Source organism: Mycobacterium spongiae (genome assembly GCF_018278905.1).
GTDB classification, from domain to species: Bacteria; Actinomycetota; Actinomycetes; order Mycobacteriales; family Mycobacteriaceae; genus Mycobacterium; species Mycobacterium spongiae.
Window position 1 is genome coordinate 3,749,772 of sequence record NZ_CP046600.1, and the last position, 13,954, is coordinate 3,763,725.

The 13,954-nt window shown below is 66.1% G+C and carries 13 protein-coding genes; 3 read left to right on the forward strand and 10 right to left on the reverse strand.

Annotation, left to right across the window (positions count from 1 at the left end):
* Nucleotides 1-65 precede the first annotated feature (65 nt).
* Genes octT through nadD form a run of 4 tightly spaced genes read right to left on the reverse strand, consistent with a single transcriptional unit; the run spans nucleotide 66 to nucleotide 2,518 of the window.
* Complete coding sequence (octT, locus tag F6B93_RS15230; RefSeq protein WP_211695824.1) at nucleotides 66-809, reverse strand: diglucosylglycerate octanoyltransferase; 744 nt, start codon at nucleotides 807-809, stop codon at nucleotides 66-68.
* Nucleotides 799-1,479 (reverse strand): glucosyl-3-phosphoglycerate phosphatase, encoded by a 681-nt coding sequence (gene gpgP, locus F6B93_RS15235; protein WP_211695825.1) that lies wholly within the window; start codon nucleotides 1,477-1,479, stop codon nucleotides 799-801. Before gpgP ends, octT begins: the two co-directional genes overlap by 11 nt.
* Nucleotides 1,476-1,865, reverse strand: coding sequence for a ribosome silencing factor (gene rsfS, locus F6B93_RS15240; RefSeq protein ID WP_211695826.1), 390 nt, complete (start codon nucleotides 1,863-1,865; stop codon nucleotides 1,476-1,478). The genes gpgP and rsfS overlap by 4 nt, the downstream gene beginning before the upstream one ends.
* Nucleotides 1,862-2,518, reverse strand: a complete 657-nt coding sequence (nadD, locus tag F6B93_RS15245) for a nicotinate-nucleotide adenylyltransferase (protein ID WP_281426165.1) — start codon at nucleotides 2,516-2,518, stop codon at nucleotides 1,862-1,864. The genes rsfS and nadD overlap by 4 nt, the downstream gene beginning before the upstream one ends.
* A gap of 179 nt (nucleotides 2,519-2,697) precedes the next feature.
* On the opposite strand from nadD, the gene F6B93_RS15250 reads away from it, so the two are divergent.
* Nucleotides 2,698-3,783 carry a class I SAM-dependent methyltransferase gene (locus tag F6B93_RS15250; protein WP_211695827.1) on the forward strand — a complete coding sequence of 362 codons (1,086 nt, stop codon included), beginning with the start codon at nucleotides 2,698-2,700 and terminating at the stop codon, nucleotides 3,781-3,783.
* Here F6B93_RS15250 and F6B93_RS15255 read toward each other — a convergent pair.
* The 5 genes from F6B93_RS15255 to F6B93_RS15275 all read right to left on the reverse strand — a co-directional run bounded on the left by F6B93_RS15255 (nucleotide 3,769) and on the right by F6B93_RS15275 (nucleotide 9,650).
* Nucleotides 3,769-5,208, reverse strand: a complete 1,440-nt coding sequence (locus F6B93_RS15255) for a vWA domain-containing protein (protein WP_211695828.1) — start codon at nucleotides 5,206-5,208, stop codon at nucleotides 3,769-3,771. The genes F6B93_RS15250 and F6B93_RS15255 overlap by 15 nt on opposite strands.
* 14 nt (nucleotides 5,209-5,222) lie before the next feature.
* Nucleotides 5,223-6,098, reverse strand: a complete 876-nt coding sequence (locus tag F6B93_RS15260) for an AAA family ATPase (protein WP_211695829.1) — start codon at nucleotides 6,096-6,098, stop codon at nucleotides 5,223-5,225.
* A gap of 43 nt (nucleotides 6,099-6,141) precedes the next feature.
* A complete protein-coding gene (locus F6B93_RS15265) occupies nucleotides 6,142-7,422 on the reverse strand; it encodes a glutamate-5-semialdehyde dehydrogenase (protein WP_211699527.1) in 1,281 nt (426 codons plus the stop codon).
* A gap of 932 nt (nucleotides 7,423-8,354) precedes the next feature.
* Entirely contained in the window at nucleotides 8,355-8,870 is a 516-nt protein-coding gene (locus F6B93_RS15270) for a hypothetical protein (RefSeq protein WP_211695830.1), read from the reverse strand.
* A 96-nt stretch (nucleotides 8,871-8,966) separates the two neighbouring features.
* On the reverse strand, nucleotides 8,967-9,650 hold the full coding sequence (locus F6B93_RS15275) for a hypothetical protein (RefSeq protein ID WP_211695831.1): 684 nt from the start codon (nucleotides 9,648-9,650) through the stop codon (nucleotides 8,967-8,969).
* 282 nt (nucleotides 9,651-9,932) lie between these two features.
* Between F6B93_RS15275 and F6B93_RS15280 the strand changes: the two genes are divergently transcribed.
* Together F6B93_RS15280 and F6B93_RS15285 are read left to right on the forward strand one after the other, a co-directional pair.
* Entirely contained in the window at nucleotides 9,933-10,781 is an 849-nt protein-coding gene (locus tag F6B93_RS15280; RefSeq protein ID WP_211695832.1) for a GNAT family N-acetyltransferase, read from the forward strand.
* A gap of 56 nt (nucleotides 10,782-10,837) precedes the next feature.
* The gene (locus F6B93_RS15285; protein ID WP_211695833.1) at nucleotides 10,838-11,863 is read left to right on the forward strand and encodes a methyltransferase; all 1,026 of its coding nucleotides are present in this window, start codon (nucleotides 10,838-10,840) and stop codon (nucleotides 11,861-11,863) included.
* A gap of 17 nt (nucleotides 11,864-11,880) precedes the next feature.
* Here F6B93_RS15285 and F6B93_RS15290 read toward each other — a convergent pair whose 3' ends face one another.
* On the reverse strand, nucleotides 11,881-13,935 hold the full coding sequence (locus F6B93_RS15290) for an aKG-HExxH-type peptide beta-hydroxylase (protein WP_211695834.1): 2,055 nt from the start codon (nucleotides 13,933-13,935) through the stop codon (nucleotides 11,881-11,883).
* Nucleotides 13,936-13,954 lie beyond the last annotated feature (19 nt).

Genomic DNA, 13,954 nt, shown 5'->3' on the forward strand with positions numbered 1-13,954 from the left:
ACCCTTGTATGCGGGGTATGCGGGGTATGCGGGCGTTCCCCGACAGCGTTGTCGCCGCACATCGCTCAGCCGCGTGGTTTCTCGTCCGGCACTCCGGCTTCAGCCAGCGCTTTGAGCATCAGTTCGGCGACGGCCTGGTGAGCTTCGAAGTTCCAGTGAATACCGTCGGGATTGCCGCGACCGCTCATAATATGTTCGGCAACAGCGGCTTTGAGGTCGACCAAGGGAACATCGTGCTGCTGCGCCCACGCGGTGATCGCCGCCGCGGTGCCGGCGCGGCCGTGGTGCGCCTTGCCATAGGTCGGGGCGATATGCACCGACGGTAACGAGGCGACGATCGGGATACCCGGGCGGTTGAAGTCGATGGCGCCCCGAGTCTGCTCCAGATACTCGGCGGTGAGGTGCGCCGGCAACGCCGCCCTGGCCACCGGCGAAAGTCGCGGTTGCACCCAGGCGTATCCGTCGCGGACCCATCGCCGCAGCCAGGGCGGACGCACGTAGCGGATGAGCTCGCGCAGCGCCGTCGGCAATACCGACGGCAGTGAATCCATTCCGCTGGTAGCAAAGATCACCGCTCCTGCTCGGGGCAGCGCCGCCCACGCTCGGGGATCCTGGGTCGCCGCCCACCACACGTCCCGGCAGGTCCAGCCGATGCGGCCGACCAGCTCTAGATCCCAACCCAGTTGGGAAGCAACAATGTTGGGCCAGATGCGCGGATCGTCGGCCGGGAGGCCACCGGTGGGTCCGTAATAGGCCAGTGAGTCGGCGAAGACCAAGAGCACTGGCTTGGACCGGGGATCAGGGGACATTGCTGGACACCTGCGCCGACGCGTTCCAGACGTCCAGGCGCCACCGGATCTGGTCAAAGTCGGCGGATGAATCGTCCGAGTCGTGAGTATGACCACTCAATTGCACCCAGCTGGCATTACCCAGGCCGCCGAACACCGGCCAGTCGGCAACTGGTAGCTGCACCAGGGTGGCTGACAGCGCCGCGATCAGGCCCCCGTGCGCCACCAGCACCACCGGTCGATCCGGCTGGCCGGCGCCACCCCATTCCGGCGTACCGGAGACCAACTCGGCCACCACCGGCCGACTTCGCGCGGCCACGTCAACCCTGCTTTCGCCGCCATGCGGTGCCCAGGTGGCATCCTCGCGCCAGGCCAACCGAGCGCCGGGAGCATCGGCGTCGATCTGGGCGTGGGTCAAGCCCTGCCAATCGCCGAGATGGGTCTCTCGTAGCCGCCGGTCTATCCGGACCGCAAGCCCGCTACGTTCACTGAGCTTGACCGCCGTGTCGTAGGCCCGACGCAGATCCGACGACACGATCATCAGGGGCTGCAGTTTGCTGAGCCATTCGGCGGCCGCGACCGCCTGGTTGCGGCCCAGCTCAGTCAATTGCGTGTCCAGCTGACCCTGCATGCGGGTACCGAGGTTGAAGTCGGTTTGCCCGTGCCGCAACATCACCAGGCGCCGCCTCATGGGGTGGCCGCCGAACTCCCGGACTCGTGGTCGGAGTCCACCGGCACCGCGGGGCAATCACCCCACAGCCGGTCCAGGGCGTAGAAGCTGCGGTCGTCTTGATGCTGGATGTGCACGACGATGTCGAGGTAGTCCAGCAGTGCCCAGCGGCCTTCGCGGGCACCTTCGCGGCGCGCCGGCCGGTAACCCGCCTTCCGCATCTTCTCCTCAACCTCCTCGACGATGGCGTTGACCTGCCGCTCGTTGGAACCCGAGGCGATGACGAAGCAGTCGGTGATGACCAGCTGCCCGGAGACGTCGATGACAACGACGTCGTCGGCAAGCTTGGCGGCGGCCGCGCCGGCGGCCACCATCGCCATCTCGATGGCTTCCTGGTTCGCGGTCATGTGTTGTTCCCGGCGGGCAGCCTTGTCGCGGCGCCCGCCGCTCCGCTGGCATTCTCACCGCCCGATCCGCGATAGAGCCGGCGCTTGGCGACGTATTGAACGACGCCGTCGGGCATCAGATACCACAGCGGCCGCGACTGTTCGGCGCGCTGCCGGCAGTCGGTCGACGAGATCGCCAGGGCCGGGACCGCGACCAACGTCAACGCATCCTCGGCCAGATGTCCCAGCACATCGGTGATGTGATCGTGGTGCAGCTCGTAGCCGGGCCGGCTGACCCCGACGAACCGTGCCAAGTCGAACAACTCCTCCCAGCCCTGCCAGGACAAGATGGACGCCAGCGCGTCCGCGCCGGTGATGAAGTGCAGCTCGGAGTCGGGGTTGAGAGCATGCAGATCCCGCAGCGTGTCCTTGGTATAGGTGGGTCCGCCCCGGTCGATGTCCACCCGGCTCACGGAGAAGCGGGGATTGGAGGCGGTGGCGATCACCGTCATCAGATAGCGATCCTCGGCGGCGGAGACCTGCCGATCCTTTTGCCAGGGCTGACCGCTGGGTACGAATACCACTTCGTCGAGCTCAAACAGGTGGGCGACTTCGCTGGCGGCGACCAGGTGGCCGTAGTGGATGGGGTCGAACGTCCCACCCATCACTCCCAGCCGACGCTTATGCACGATTGGCCAGCTTACTGGAGCTTCGTGCCGCGGTTTCGGCAGCGAGCGCGACGGCCCGCCGCGGAGGCCCGCTGACGACGCCGACTGACTTTGGGGTCGGACCAGTCTTCAGGTTTTCCCCCGATGCCACGCGATAACTCGGTGGGTCGTGTAAAAGGGGGTCTGTGGATAATCTGCCGCTCGAAGCAGACGAGTCGACGCAGCTCGCGAAGCAGGCGATGACCAGACGGTTTTACACCCGATCGGTGGTCAAAGGCGAGATCACGCTGCCGGCCGTTCCTGCCATGATCGACGAGTATGTGACGATGTGTGGCGGCCTCTTTGCCGGCGTGGGCCGGAAGTTTTCCGACGACGAGCTGGCTCGACTGCGCGAGGTGCTCGAGGGCCAGTTAGCCGAGGCCTATGCCACCTCCCAGCGTTCGAGCATTGTCATCACGTACAACGCTCCCATGGGCTCGACCTTGCACTACCAAGTCCGGGCACAGTGGCGGACGGTGGCGCAGGAGTATGAGCACTGGATCAGCACCCGCGAGCCACCGCTGTTCGGCACCGAACCCGACGCCAAAGTGGTGGCATTGGCCAACGAAGCAGCCGATCCCACGGGGTATCGGGTGCTCGATATTGGGGCAGGAACTGGGCGCAATGCCCTTGCGCTGGCGCGGCGCGGACACCCGGTTGACGTGGTGGAGATGACCCCGAAGTTCGCTGAGATGATCCGCGCCGAAGCCGAACGGGATTCTCTCGACGTGCGCGTCATCATGCGCGACGTCTTTTCGACCGTGGATGACCTGCGACGCGACTATGCGCTGATAGTGCTGTCCGAAGTGGTGCCCGACTTCCGGACTGTGGAGCAGTTGCGGAGCGTGTTCGAACTCGCTGCCCAGTGCCTGGCTCCCGATGGACGTCTGGTGTTCAACGCCTTCCTGGCCAACGGGGACTACACGCCCGACCAGGCGGCCCGCGAGTTCGGCCAGCAGATGTATACCGGCATGTGCACGCGGCGCGAGGTGTCGACCGCTGCGGCTGGCTTACCGCTACAGATCATCGCCGATGATTCGGTCCCCGACTACGAGAAGGCTCATTTGCCGGACGGCGCCTGGCCGCACACGAGCTGGTACGCCGATTGGGCCAGCGGACTGGATGTGTTCACCATCGCGCGGGACAAGTGCCCGATCGAGCTGCGCTGGCTCGTTTTCCAGAAGACGCGGCCGCGGCGGCGCGACGAGAGACTGGGCCTACACCGGCAATAGCTGGTCGATCACGGCGGCCAGCTGCTTGGCGGACCGGCATTCGTGCATCGTGATCACTTCCTGGTAGCGCGGCACCGCCGAGTCGCCGCTGCCCCACAGGTGCCGGGGCTCAGGGTTGAGCCAATGCGCGTGTCGGCTGGCGGACACCATGTCGACCAGCACATCGGTGGCGGGGTTTCGATAGTTCGTGCGCCCGTCGCCAAGCACCAGCAACGAGCTGCGTGGCGATAGCACATTCGGGAAAGCCTGCATGAACGAGACGAAGGCATTGCCATAGTCGGAATGACCGTCCCGGGCGTACACGCCGGCCTCCCGCGTGATCCGCTGGATCGCCACTGCCAGGTCGGCCTCCGGGCCGAACATGTGGGTCACCTCGTCGGTAGTGTCAATGAAGGCAAAGACCCGCACGCGTGAAAACTGTTGGCGCAGAGCGTGTACCAACAACAACGTGAAGTGGCTGAACCCGGCGACGGAACCCGAGACGTCACAGAGCACCACCAACTCCGGCCGCGCCGGGCGGGGTTTGCGCATTACAACGTCGATCGGCACGCCGCCGGTGGACATCGATTTGCGTAGCGTCTTGCGCAGATCGACTGACCCCGCACGGGCGCGACGGCGCCGGGCCGCCAGCCGGGTGGCCAGCGTGCGGGCAAGGGGGGCGACGACTCGGCGCATCTGGCGCAGCTGGTCCCCGGAGGCCCGCAGGAACTCGACGTTCTCGGAAAGCTGCGGAATCCCATACATTTGGACGTGATCGCGGCCAAGTTGCTCGGCGGTGCGTCGCTTGGTCTCGGCGTCGACCATCTTGCGCAGCTGTGCGATCTTCTGGGCGGCAAGCGCTTTGGCGATCTGTTCCTGGGTGGGTGTGGGCTCGTCGCCGTAGGGAGCCAGCAAGCCGGCCAGTAGCTTGCCCTCCAGCTGATCCAGTGCCATGGCCTTGAGCGCCTGATACGACGAGAACGACGGGCCGCGGCTGGAACTGTACTTGCCGTAGGCCTCCACGATCCGGGCGATCATTGCGACCAGCCGCTGGTCCAAGTCGGCCAGGTCTTCGTTGTCAGTCAGCAGATCCAGCAGCATCTGCCGCATTGCCTCGACGTCGTCGGGCGGCAGATCGCCGGAGTCGTCGAAGCCTTCCTCGGTAACCGCGGCGCGCGCACCCAGTGCCACCGGGAACCACAGGTCGAACATGGCGTCGTAGGTGTCGCGGTGGTCGGGCCGGCGCAATACCGCACAGGCGATGCCCTCGCGCAGCACCTCACGATCTTCGAGCCCCAGCGTGGCCATCACCCGGCCGGCATCGACAGTCTCGGAGGGACCCACCGAGATCCCGCTCCCGCGTAGCGCTTCCACAAAACCAACCAAATGGCCGGGCAGCCCGTGCGGGGCGAGCGGGCGGGTGGGGCGGATCCGACTGGTGGCCATAGCGTGTCGTGTCCTTAGTTCAGCCGAAGCTCGCCGGTTGCGCGTTGCTGGTCGGATTGGTGTTTGAGGACTACGCCGAGGGTGGCGGCGACGACCGCGTCGTCGATGGTGTCCAGGCCCAGCGCCAGCACAGTGCGGCCCCAGTCAATCGTCTCGGCGATCGAGGGGACCTTCTTGAGCTGCATCCCGCGCAGCACGCCGATGATGCGCACCAGTTCCTCGGCGATGTGCTCGGGCAACTCGGGGACGCGGGATAGCAGGATGCGACGTTCCAGGTCGGGCGTGGGGAAGTCGATATGTAGGAACAGGCAGCGGCGCTTGAGCGCCTCGGACAGCTCGCGGGTAGCGTTGGAGGTCAGCAGCGCGAACGGCGCCCGTTCTGCGGTGAGCGTGCCGAGCTCGGGTACGGTCACCGCGAAGTCGGAGAGCACTTCGAGGAGCAGCCCTTCGATCTCGATGTCGGCCTTGTCAGTTTCGTCGATCAGCAGCACGGTCGGCTCGGTCCGCCGGATGGCGGTGAGCAACGGGCGCTGTAGGAGGAACTCCTCGCTAAACACGTCCGTCTTGGTCGCCTCCCAGTCCCCGGAGCCGGCCTGAATGCGCAAGATCTGTTTGGCGTGGTTCCATTCATACAGGGCGCGAGCCTCATCGACGCCTTCGTAGCACTGCAACCGAACCAGGCCCGATCCGGTGGCCTGGGCGACGGCGCGGGCCAGCTCGGTCTTGCCGACCCCGGCGGGGCCTTCCACCAACAGTGGTTTGCCGAGACGATCAGCCAGGAAGACAGCCGTCGCGGTCGCGGTGTCGGGCAGATAGCCGGTCTCGGCCAGCCTGCGCGAGACGTCGGCGATGTCGGCAAACAGCGGCGTAGGCCGAGCTGGCACGGTCACAATCGGTCTCCTCTTGGCTGAGTTTTGGCTTAGTTCGACGGCCTCAAGCCGGACGGGTGTGGCCCTCTCCCCACGCGATCCACTTGGTGGACGTCAATTCCGGTAGTCCCATCGGGCCGCGGGCGTGCAACTTCTGAGTGGAGATGCCGATCTCGGCGCCAAAACCGAATTGCTCGCCGTCGGTGAACGCCGTCGAAGCGTTGACCATCACCGCGGCGGCGTCGACCTGCTCGGTAAAACGTTGTGCTGCGGCAAGATTGGTGGTCACGATGGCTTCGGTGTGCCCGGTGCCGTACTCGTTGATATGGGCTATAGCGGCGTCCACGCCGTCGACCACCGCCACCGCGATATCCATCGACAGGTACTCGCGACGCAGGTCGGCTTCGTCGGCGCCGTCAGGCCCACCACCGTGCACCGTCACACCGGCGTCCTGCAGGGCGTTGCGTAGCCGCGGCATCGCCTCATCGGCGATCGCAGCGTCGACCAGCAGCGTCTCGGCGGCGTTGCAGACACTGGGCCGCCGCGCCTTGGAGTTCAGCAGGATCTGCTCGGCGATGTCCAGGTCGGCGGCCTCATGCACGTAGACGTGACAATTACCGACGCCGGTCTCGATGGTGGGCACCTGCGCATCGCGCACCACCGCCTCGATCAGCCCCGCGCCGCCACGTGGAATCGCCACATCGACCAATCCGCGGGCCTGTATGAGGTGAGTGACCGTAGCGCGGTCGGCCGCCGACAACAGCTGGACCGCATCGGCGGGCAACCCCTCACCAACCAGGGCGGTGCGCAACGCCACGACCAGGGCTTCGTTGGATTTGGCGGCAGACGAGCTGCCGCGCAGCAGAACGGCATTGCCCGATTTGAGGGTGAGCCCGAAGGCATCGACGGTGACGTTCGGACGGCCCTCATAGATCATGCCCACCACGCCCAGCGGTACGCGCTGCTGGCGCAGGCGCAGTCCGTTGCGCAACGTATAGCCGCGCATCACCTCGCCGACCGGATCCGCCAGCCCAGCAACCTGCCGCAGGCCTGCGGCAATACCGTCGAGGCGCTGCGAGTTAAGAGCTAGCCGGTCGAGCATCGCGGTGGGGGTGTCAGCATCGCGGGCCGCTGTCAGATCTTCGGCGTTGGCGGCCAGGATCTGGTCGCGGTGAGCCAAGACCTCGTCGGCCGCGGCGTGCAGCGCGCGGTCTTTGACCGCGGTGGGCAGCGAGCCCAGGCGGCGGGCAGCCACCCGGGCACGGCGCGCCGCCTCGTGCACGTGCTCACGCAAATCGGGTTGCTGCTGGGTCGCCGCACTCGAGGACGGTGCTTGCACACTCATTACCCCAGGGTAACGGGCCTTGGCTGACCGAGTAAGACAGCCTGTTAGGCCCCCGCGGGGTTGGGGACGTGGCGGTATCGGTGCCGGCAAACCCGCCCGCCTCGGGGACACCAAAAAGAAGCCTGCGTACACGAACCCGTAGAGGTGAAAATCAATTCCAAGGAGCAACCAGACCCCAAGATGAAACAGGCTCATCACGAGCAGCCCGACGCGAAACAGCCGGGGAAAAAACACTGCCGCGACTAACCAGCCTTCGGCGAACAGCGTCGCATAGTCGAGCAGCTTCCAGAACACGGCGCTGTCTAGCTGCAAGAGCCACGGTGCCAGCGGCCCTGACCTGCGGCTGCCCGCGGTGACCGCGACGAAGAACCGGGTGGCCTGGCGAGCGGGATCGAGCCACCCGGTCGCCGCCTTCGCTGCGGCAGCGGTAAACATCCCGAATGCAATCAGCGTTGCGTACACCAGCATTGCGTAGCCGCTGGGTTGGGCAGCCTTGCGACGGCAGGCGTCCACAGACCAGGCCGATCCCCACCCCGCGAGACCGAGCATGAGGGGTGCGACGTCGTACAGGATGAGGTGGTCGGCCTTGCCAAACGAATACGCGAGCCCGCTGCACCCGACAAGCACCACAGAGAGGCAGCCCGAAGCAGTCCTGGTCTTCCAGCCGATCACGACCCAGATTGCGACAAGAGCGCGAACTATCTCGAGCGCATGAACCACGCCGGCCGGCGCGGGACCGGGAAGAAGGGCGAATGGCCCTGATGGAGGATCGAAGCCAACCGCCGACATCCTCGCGATCCACCCGATGTTCCTGGGCCAGATCACGACATATGTTGCGAATGCGATTCTCAGCAGTGCCATCGGTCGCGATGCGGGGCGATAGCCGTCACTGATCACGTCGATCGCTGTGGGTGCGCGATCACGCACCGTGCTCACCAACGAACCTCGCGAACCGTCGCCGGGCCAGCAGGTGTGCGTGCCAGCGTTCGGATGTCCAGGATCACCGGTTGCCAGGTAACCCGAAGCCCGACGGGATCCGGCCCCAGCTCGAGCCGCTCTGCGTGAGCCTTCAGCCACTTCACGGTCTCATCGGTCGGCTCCGAAGCCACCTCGGATGACGGCCGCAGCAGCCGGTCCAATGTCTGCGATGCCGGCCCAGGGGGAAGCGGCGCGAGCAATGCCGCTGCGTTGACGGTGTGCTCGGTCCCATCTCGATTGATGACGTGAACCGTGCGTTCCGCTACGTGCGCACGCGCATCGGTGCCAACATTCTCCGCGCCAAATACCGGCATTGTCACAACCGGGAATGGTTGTCGCCCAGCGACCGGGAACGACGCACCGACGACAAACTGGGCAACCAGCAGGATCCACAGCCCGACGATCAACCAGAGCCGCCATGTTCCCGGCTGCTCCGCGGTTCCCGGGACGCGGCGAGTACTTCTCCTCAAGATGTCAACGCCGGCGATGGCGGTCCACGCAGACAGTTGCCCAACGCCGCCCGTGTGCCCGGCCCTGCTGACACCATGGCTCCCCAACCACCCGAGTCAGTAGTGGTAGCAGGAGTGGTAGCAGTGAACGCTGCTGCACCACGTGCTGGCAGCTGGGCCGTCCCCGGGGGCCGGTGTGACCCGCCACGTTGTTTCGACTGCGTTACCCGATGGACGGTCGGCGGTGTCGATGACGGCGCAGTGCAGCGCGCGCCGCGACTTGTCGCAGGTTTCCATCAATTCCTGATCCTCGGAGATTCCCAGCTGATTGCGGATCAGCCGCACGCCGAACCGCTCGATCTTGTCGTGCGCCCGCAGTCGTTGGGCCAATCCGGCGAGCACCGCCTCATCGTCGGGTCCGATTGGTGCAGCTGGCCCGAAATCGGCGGGCCCGGCGAATTCCATCCCGACCAGGCCTACACCTGCAGACACCTCGGCGTCGAACCGGACTGCAGTGGCGCGTAATCCGCTCGGGGAGAACGCGGCTCGGTCGATGAGGGTGGTATGCGTCTGCGGCGGCCTACCAATAGCGCGCTCGACGAACACCTCCCCGGGTTCGGGAACGAAGTGCCTGTGCAGCAGCCACACAGCGAATCGCTGCCAGGTATGAGTGTTGACCAGGTAATCGCCCAGTTCGTTAATGCAATCTTTGTCATCCCGCGTCAGCACACCGACCTTGCTAGCGTCCATATCGGCCAGCTCGGCGTAGTCGTCGACTCCATGGTCGCGGATTGTCAACATTGCGAACTCCTGTCACCCGGAGAAGCCCTCCCGGACAGGGGCTGAAGCCCCTGAATTCGGACTTCCAACGTACTCAAACGGTAGCACTGGCAACCAATGAATGGTGAGGGCAGAAACACACATTGCGACCAACGATTCGGCATTTTCTTACGCCTCGAAAACCCCCTCGCGAATTCGAGAACTTCACCTGTGGCTGGGGTATCGGCCGCCAATACTTCGTGGGCGACCGGGTCCAGATAGGCTCTCGACGAACCGAGCCGACGGCGAAACGGAGACGGGGTCATGGACGTGCGGTGGCACGACAGCGTCGCCGACTTCCGCGCTAGCGCCGTCGATGTCTACCGGGACGACCCAGTAACCGCCACGGTGGAGCTGATGGTGTTGTCGGGGCGACTGGTCGACCGCAATCCGGCGCCGCTGCTGATCACGGTGTGGAGCGGCGGGAAGGCGGTCGGAGCGGCGTTTCAGACTTTGCATTCGCCGCTGTTGTGCAGCGGCCTGCCGGAGCGGACCATCGCGAGTGCGGTCGCCCGAATCTCAACTGTGAAAAAAGATCTGGGCAGCGTGCGGGGCCCACATGGCATCGTGGCGAGCTTTGCCGCCGCGTGGCAGACGGCCACCGGGGCACTCGGCACAGTGCGCATACGGGAGCGGCTGCACCGCCTCGATGGACTGCATTCGCCCGCGGGCGTGGCTGGTGAAGCCCGACGGGCCCGGCCAGCTGACAAAGAACTCCTCCATGATTGGCTCAGCCGGTTTCGCGCCGAGGCGCTGGGCCAGCTGGTCGATAGCGCCGCCGATCCGGGGCGGGTGCGCACAGCCAAGGAACCGCCGAACGAATTCCTGCTGTGGACGGTAGCCGGTGATCCAGTGAGCCTCGCTGGCGTGCGCCTGCCAATTCTGGGGGTCTCTCGGATCGGACCGGTGTATACCCCGCCCGAGATGCGCGGGCACGGTTACGGTTCGGCGGTGACGGCCGCGGCCGCGGACTGGGCGATCGCGGCGGACGCCGGTGAGGTGGTGCTGTTCACCGATCCGGAAAATCCGGCGTCCAATGCGGCGTACCGACGCATCGGGTTTCAACCGGTCAGCGATTTCGCCCGCATCGATTTCCCACCGGGCAACCGATGAGTGGGCGCGTCGCTGAAATGCGGCTCGCCGCGAGGGTGCTCGGCTAACCTGGCGCCATGGAGGCGAGCGCGGGGCGAGCACGCCTGGGCGCGTTGGTGTTCGGCGCTATGGCCGCGGAGGCGGTATTCGCCGCGGCACAACTGCGGATCGCCGATGTCATCAGCGACGGGCAGCGCAGCTGCGACGACATTGCTGCCGAAATTGGCGCGCTCCCGACAGCACTCGCCCGACTCCTGCGCGTGCTCGCAGCGCTGGAGCTCCTCGCTGAGCCGGTACCAATGCAGTTCCGGCTGACCGAGGCCGGCCAGCTGCTGAGGGCCGATCAGCCGGATTCGATGCTCGCATTTGTGCGCATGTTCGGCGACCCCGTCATGCTCTCCGCATGGCGTGAACTCGAAACCGCGATCCGCACGGGTGAGACGCCATTCGAAAGAATTTACGGCACTGGCTTTTTCGAACACCTGTCTGCGAACCCCGATCTGTCCGAGCGGTTCAACGCGGCGATGCGACAGGGCACCGCCGTGGCTGCCCGACAAGTGCTGCGCCACTACGATTTCGGAGCTTTTCGCACGGTGGCCGACATCGGTGGCGGCGACGGCACCCTGTTGGCAGCGGTGTTGGTCAACCACCCCAGCACCCGGGGCATCCTCTACGACACCGCGGCGGGCCTCGCGCAGGCCGGGGCCACTCTCGCCAAGGCAGGAGTCGGTGACCGCTGCGAGGTCCGCACCGGGGACTTCCTGGAGGCCGCTCCCCCCGGCGCCGATCTGTACATCGTCAAAAGCGTGCTCCAGGACTGGGACGACGACAACGCGGGCACGATCCTGGCCCACATCCGCGCGGTCGTTCCCGACCACGGACGACTACTCATCATCGAACCGGTGCTCCCCGAGCGAGTCGACGCCTCTGCGCCCGTCACGATGTACCTCGGCGACCTCAACATGTTGGTCAACCTCGGCGGCCGGGAACGGACACTAGCGGAACTCAAGAGGCTCTGCGAGGAAGCACATTTCAGCACGGCTTCCACGATTCGGCTGGCACCTCCGGTCGCTCTGTCCATGCTGGAGGCGACACCGCGCTAGCACGTGGTACCCACTGATCACGCCCGCTTGGCGGCGATCACCACGCCCCCGGACGCGTCGATATCGGCCACCACAAGCTTCTCGTGATCGAGCACGCTTCGCCGCAACGCTTCTGTGTCGGTGTCGCCGACCGCACGCGCACGGGCAGTCACGGCGGTGTAGTCGAAGATCAGCATGCCGCCGGGTCGCGACGCGGCCACGATGGCGTCGACGGGCAAGCCAGCGCGTGCGTCGACAAGGATCAGGTCGAACGTACCCGGGTTGCCGGCCAATGCAGCGTCGACTTCCGAAGTTTCGATGCGCACGTACGGGGGCCACGGGTAAGTATGCGCGGCCGCGCTCAACGTTTCGTCGGTCTCGACCGACAGGATGGCCACATCTGTGCGGGAACCGAGCCCGGCCACCAACCACGCGGTCGCGATGCCGACGCCGGCACCCAGATCGAGCATCTGCGCGCCTGGTCGCACGTGAGCGGCCTGCACGGCAAGCAATCGGCCCACGTTGTCCCGGCAGGATCTGGTGGTGCGATGCTCGACAGCTCGGCGCTTGGCGTGAGCGACGGGCGCCGGGATGTTCGTCGCGAGCGCGTACAGCGCATCGCTGGCCTCATCGACCATCTGCCCGACCATCGCATCGTGCGTACCGGACGCACTCAGCCGGTACCCGTCCGGGGAGGCGTCCAGTAACCAGGTCTCGACGGTGCGCCGGATCTCGGGATAGTGATCGGCGAGTTCGGCGCCGACCAAGCCGGCGAGGGCGGTGTCGAGTCCGTCGAGTTGTCGATGGGCGCCAAGGTCGCCGAGGATGGCGCGTGCGCTCGCTACGTCCTGTCGAGCGAGGGCGGTGAGCTGTTCGCGTGCGGCCTCCGGGTGCTCCGAGCGCTCGGACAGCAACTGTTCCACCCGGTCGGTCTCTCTGTGGTAGCGGTCGAGGTAGAGGTGAAGGGTGGAGCCATCCGGGGCCGGGGCTGGGTCGAGGGCGTCCTGGAGGGTGTCTAGGTGTGACTGCAGCCAGTCGGCGAGCTCCTGACCGAAGGGGCCGAGTTCGTTCCAGCACATCGGCTGCGCTCGCAGCTGGTGGCCGAGGTAGTGGGCTCGCGTCCGCGCGCGGTGGCTCTCGACTATGCCGGACGGGGCGCCGTAGGTGGTTTCCAGCTCGGGTGCGCGCCGCTCGGCCACCATACTGAGAAGTGTCAGGTGCACGTAGACGTGAAATGCGGCGAGGACCCGCCAAGCATGCCAACGGTTGGCCCCGGAGAGCAGCGATGGGTTCCACGGTGTGACGACCGGGCGCTGGACGTATCGCCCGTCGGATCGCATGAGAGTGTCTCCGTCGAGCAAGTCGTAGAGTTTCATATGCACTGACTCGTGCAGCAAGTGCTCTGCGACCCACCATGGGCTGCCGAGGCTTTCGCGCAGTAGGACCGTCCCGGACAGGTCGGGGCGTGAGCTGGACCCGAAGAACGCCTTCGACGTCGGTACGCAGGCAACGATGTGGGCGTGGTGCAAGGTGCTGGGCGCCAACGACGGGAGTAGCTCGTCGAGCAGCCGGGCGCCGGCCGTCAACATGTCGATAGTGCCTGCGTCGGGTGTGCTGGGCAGCATCACGTAGCGCTCTGTCAGCAGTTCCCGGAAGACCCGACCGTACGTGTCGTCGGGGTGTTCGTCCCGCCAGATCCATCCGTGGTGGGTGCTTGGACCCAACCGCACTAGCGAGCCGTCCTGCAGCGGACTATCGGTGCCGCCGCGCTCCAGATAGCCGGCAGCGGCGGAGAAGACGGCCGCACAGTCGGTCAGCCGGAGGAGCCGGGGCCCGCGTGGGGTATCCGGAGTCAGCTGTTTGTGGGCGTGCACGATCGCCGATCGCAAGGTCGTCTCGGTGAAGAGCCGGCGGTGATCGCCGTCGGGACGGTGCGCTACCGCGTCGAGAAGCTCACCGGCGGCGGGCATGCGGGGCGTGAGCTCTTCGAGCAGCTGAACGAGGCAATCGCGCCGGTGGTCGAGAATGTGTAAGTCATTCCCGAAGGGCTTCTGAGACGCCAGCGCCCGCTCAACGGATTCACACGCCCCCATCGCCGCTCCTTCCGACACG

Bases quoted from the DNA above. Each gene is read 5' to 3' on its own strand.
- octT (WP_211695824.1), bottom strand. From the start codon at position 809: ATGTCCCCTGATCCCCGGTCCAAGCCAGTGCTCTTGGTCTTCGCCGAC.
- gpgP (WP_211695825.1), bottom strand. From the start codon at position 1,479: ATGAGGCGGCGCCTGGTGATGTTGCGGCACGGGCAAACCGACTTCAAC.
- rsfS (WP_211695826.1), bottom strand. From the start codon at position 1,865: ATGACCGCGAACCAGGAAGCCATCGAGATGGCGATGGTGGCCGCCGGC.
- F6B93_RS15255 (WP_211695828.1), bottom strand. From the start codon at position 5,208: ATGGCCACCAGTCGGATCCGCCCCACCCGCCCGCTCGCCCCGCACGGG.
- F6B93_RS15265 (WP_211699527.1), bottom strand. From the start codon at position 7,422: ATGAGTGTGCAAGCACCGTCCTCGAGTGCGGCGACCCAGCAGCAACCC.
- F6B93_RS15275 (WP_211695831.1), bottom strand. From the start codon at position 9,650: ATGTTGACAATCCGCGACCATGGAGTCGACGACTACGCCGAGCTGGCC.
- F6B93_RS15280 (WP_211695832.1), top strand. From the start codon at position 9,933: ATGGACGTGCGGTGGCACGACAGCGTCGCCGACTTCCGCGCTAGCGCC.
- F6B93_RS15285 (WP_211695833.1), top strand. From the start codon at position 10,838: ATGGAGGCGAGCGCGGGGCGAGCACGCCTGGGCGCGTTGGTGTTCGGC.
- F6B93_RS15290 (WP_211695834.1), bottom strand. From the start codon at position 13,935: ATGGGGGCGTGTGAATCCGTTGAGCGGGCGCTGGCGTCTCAGAAGCCC.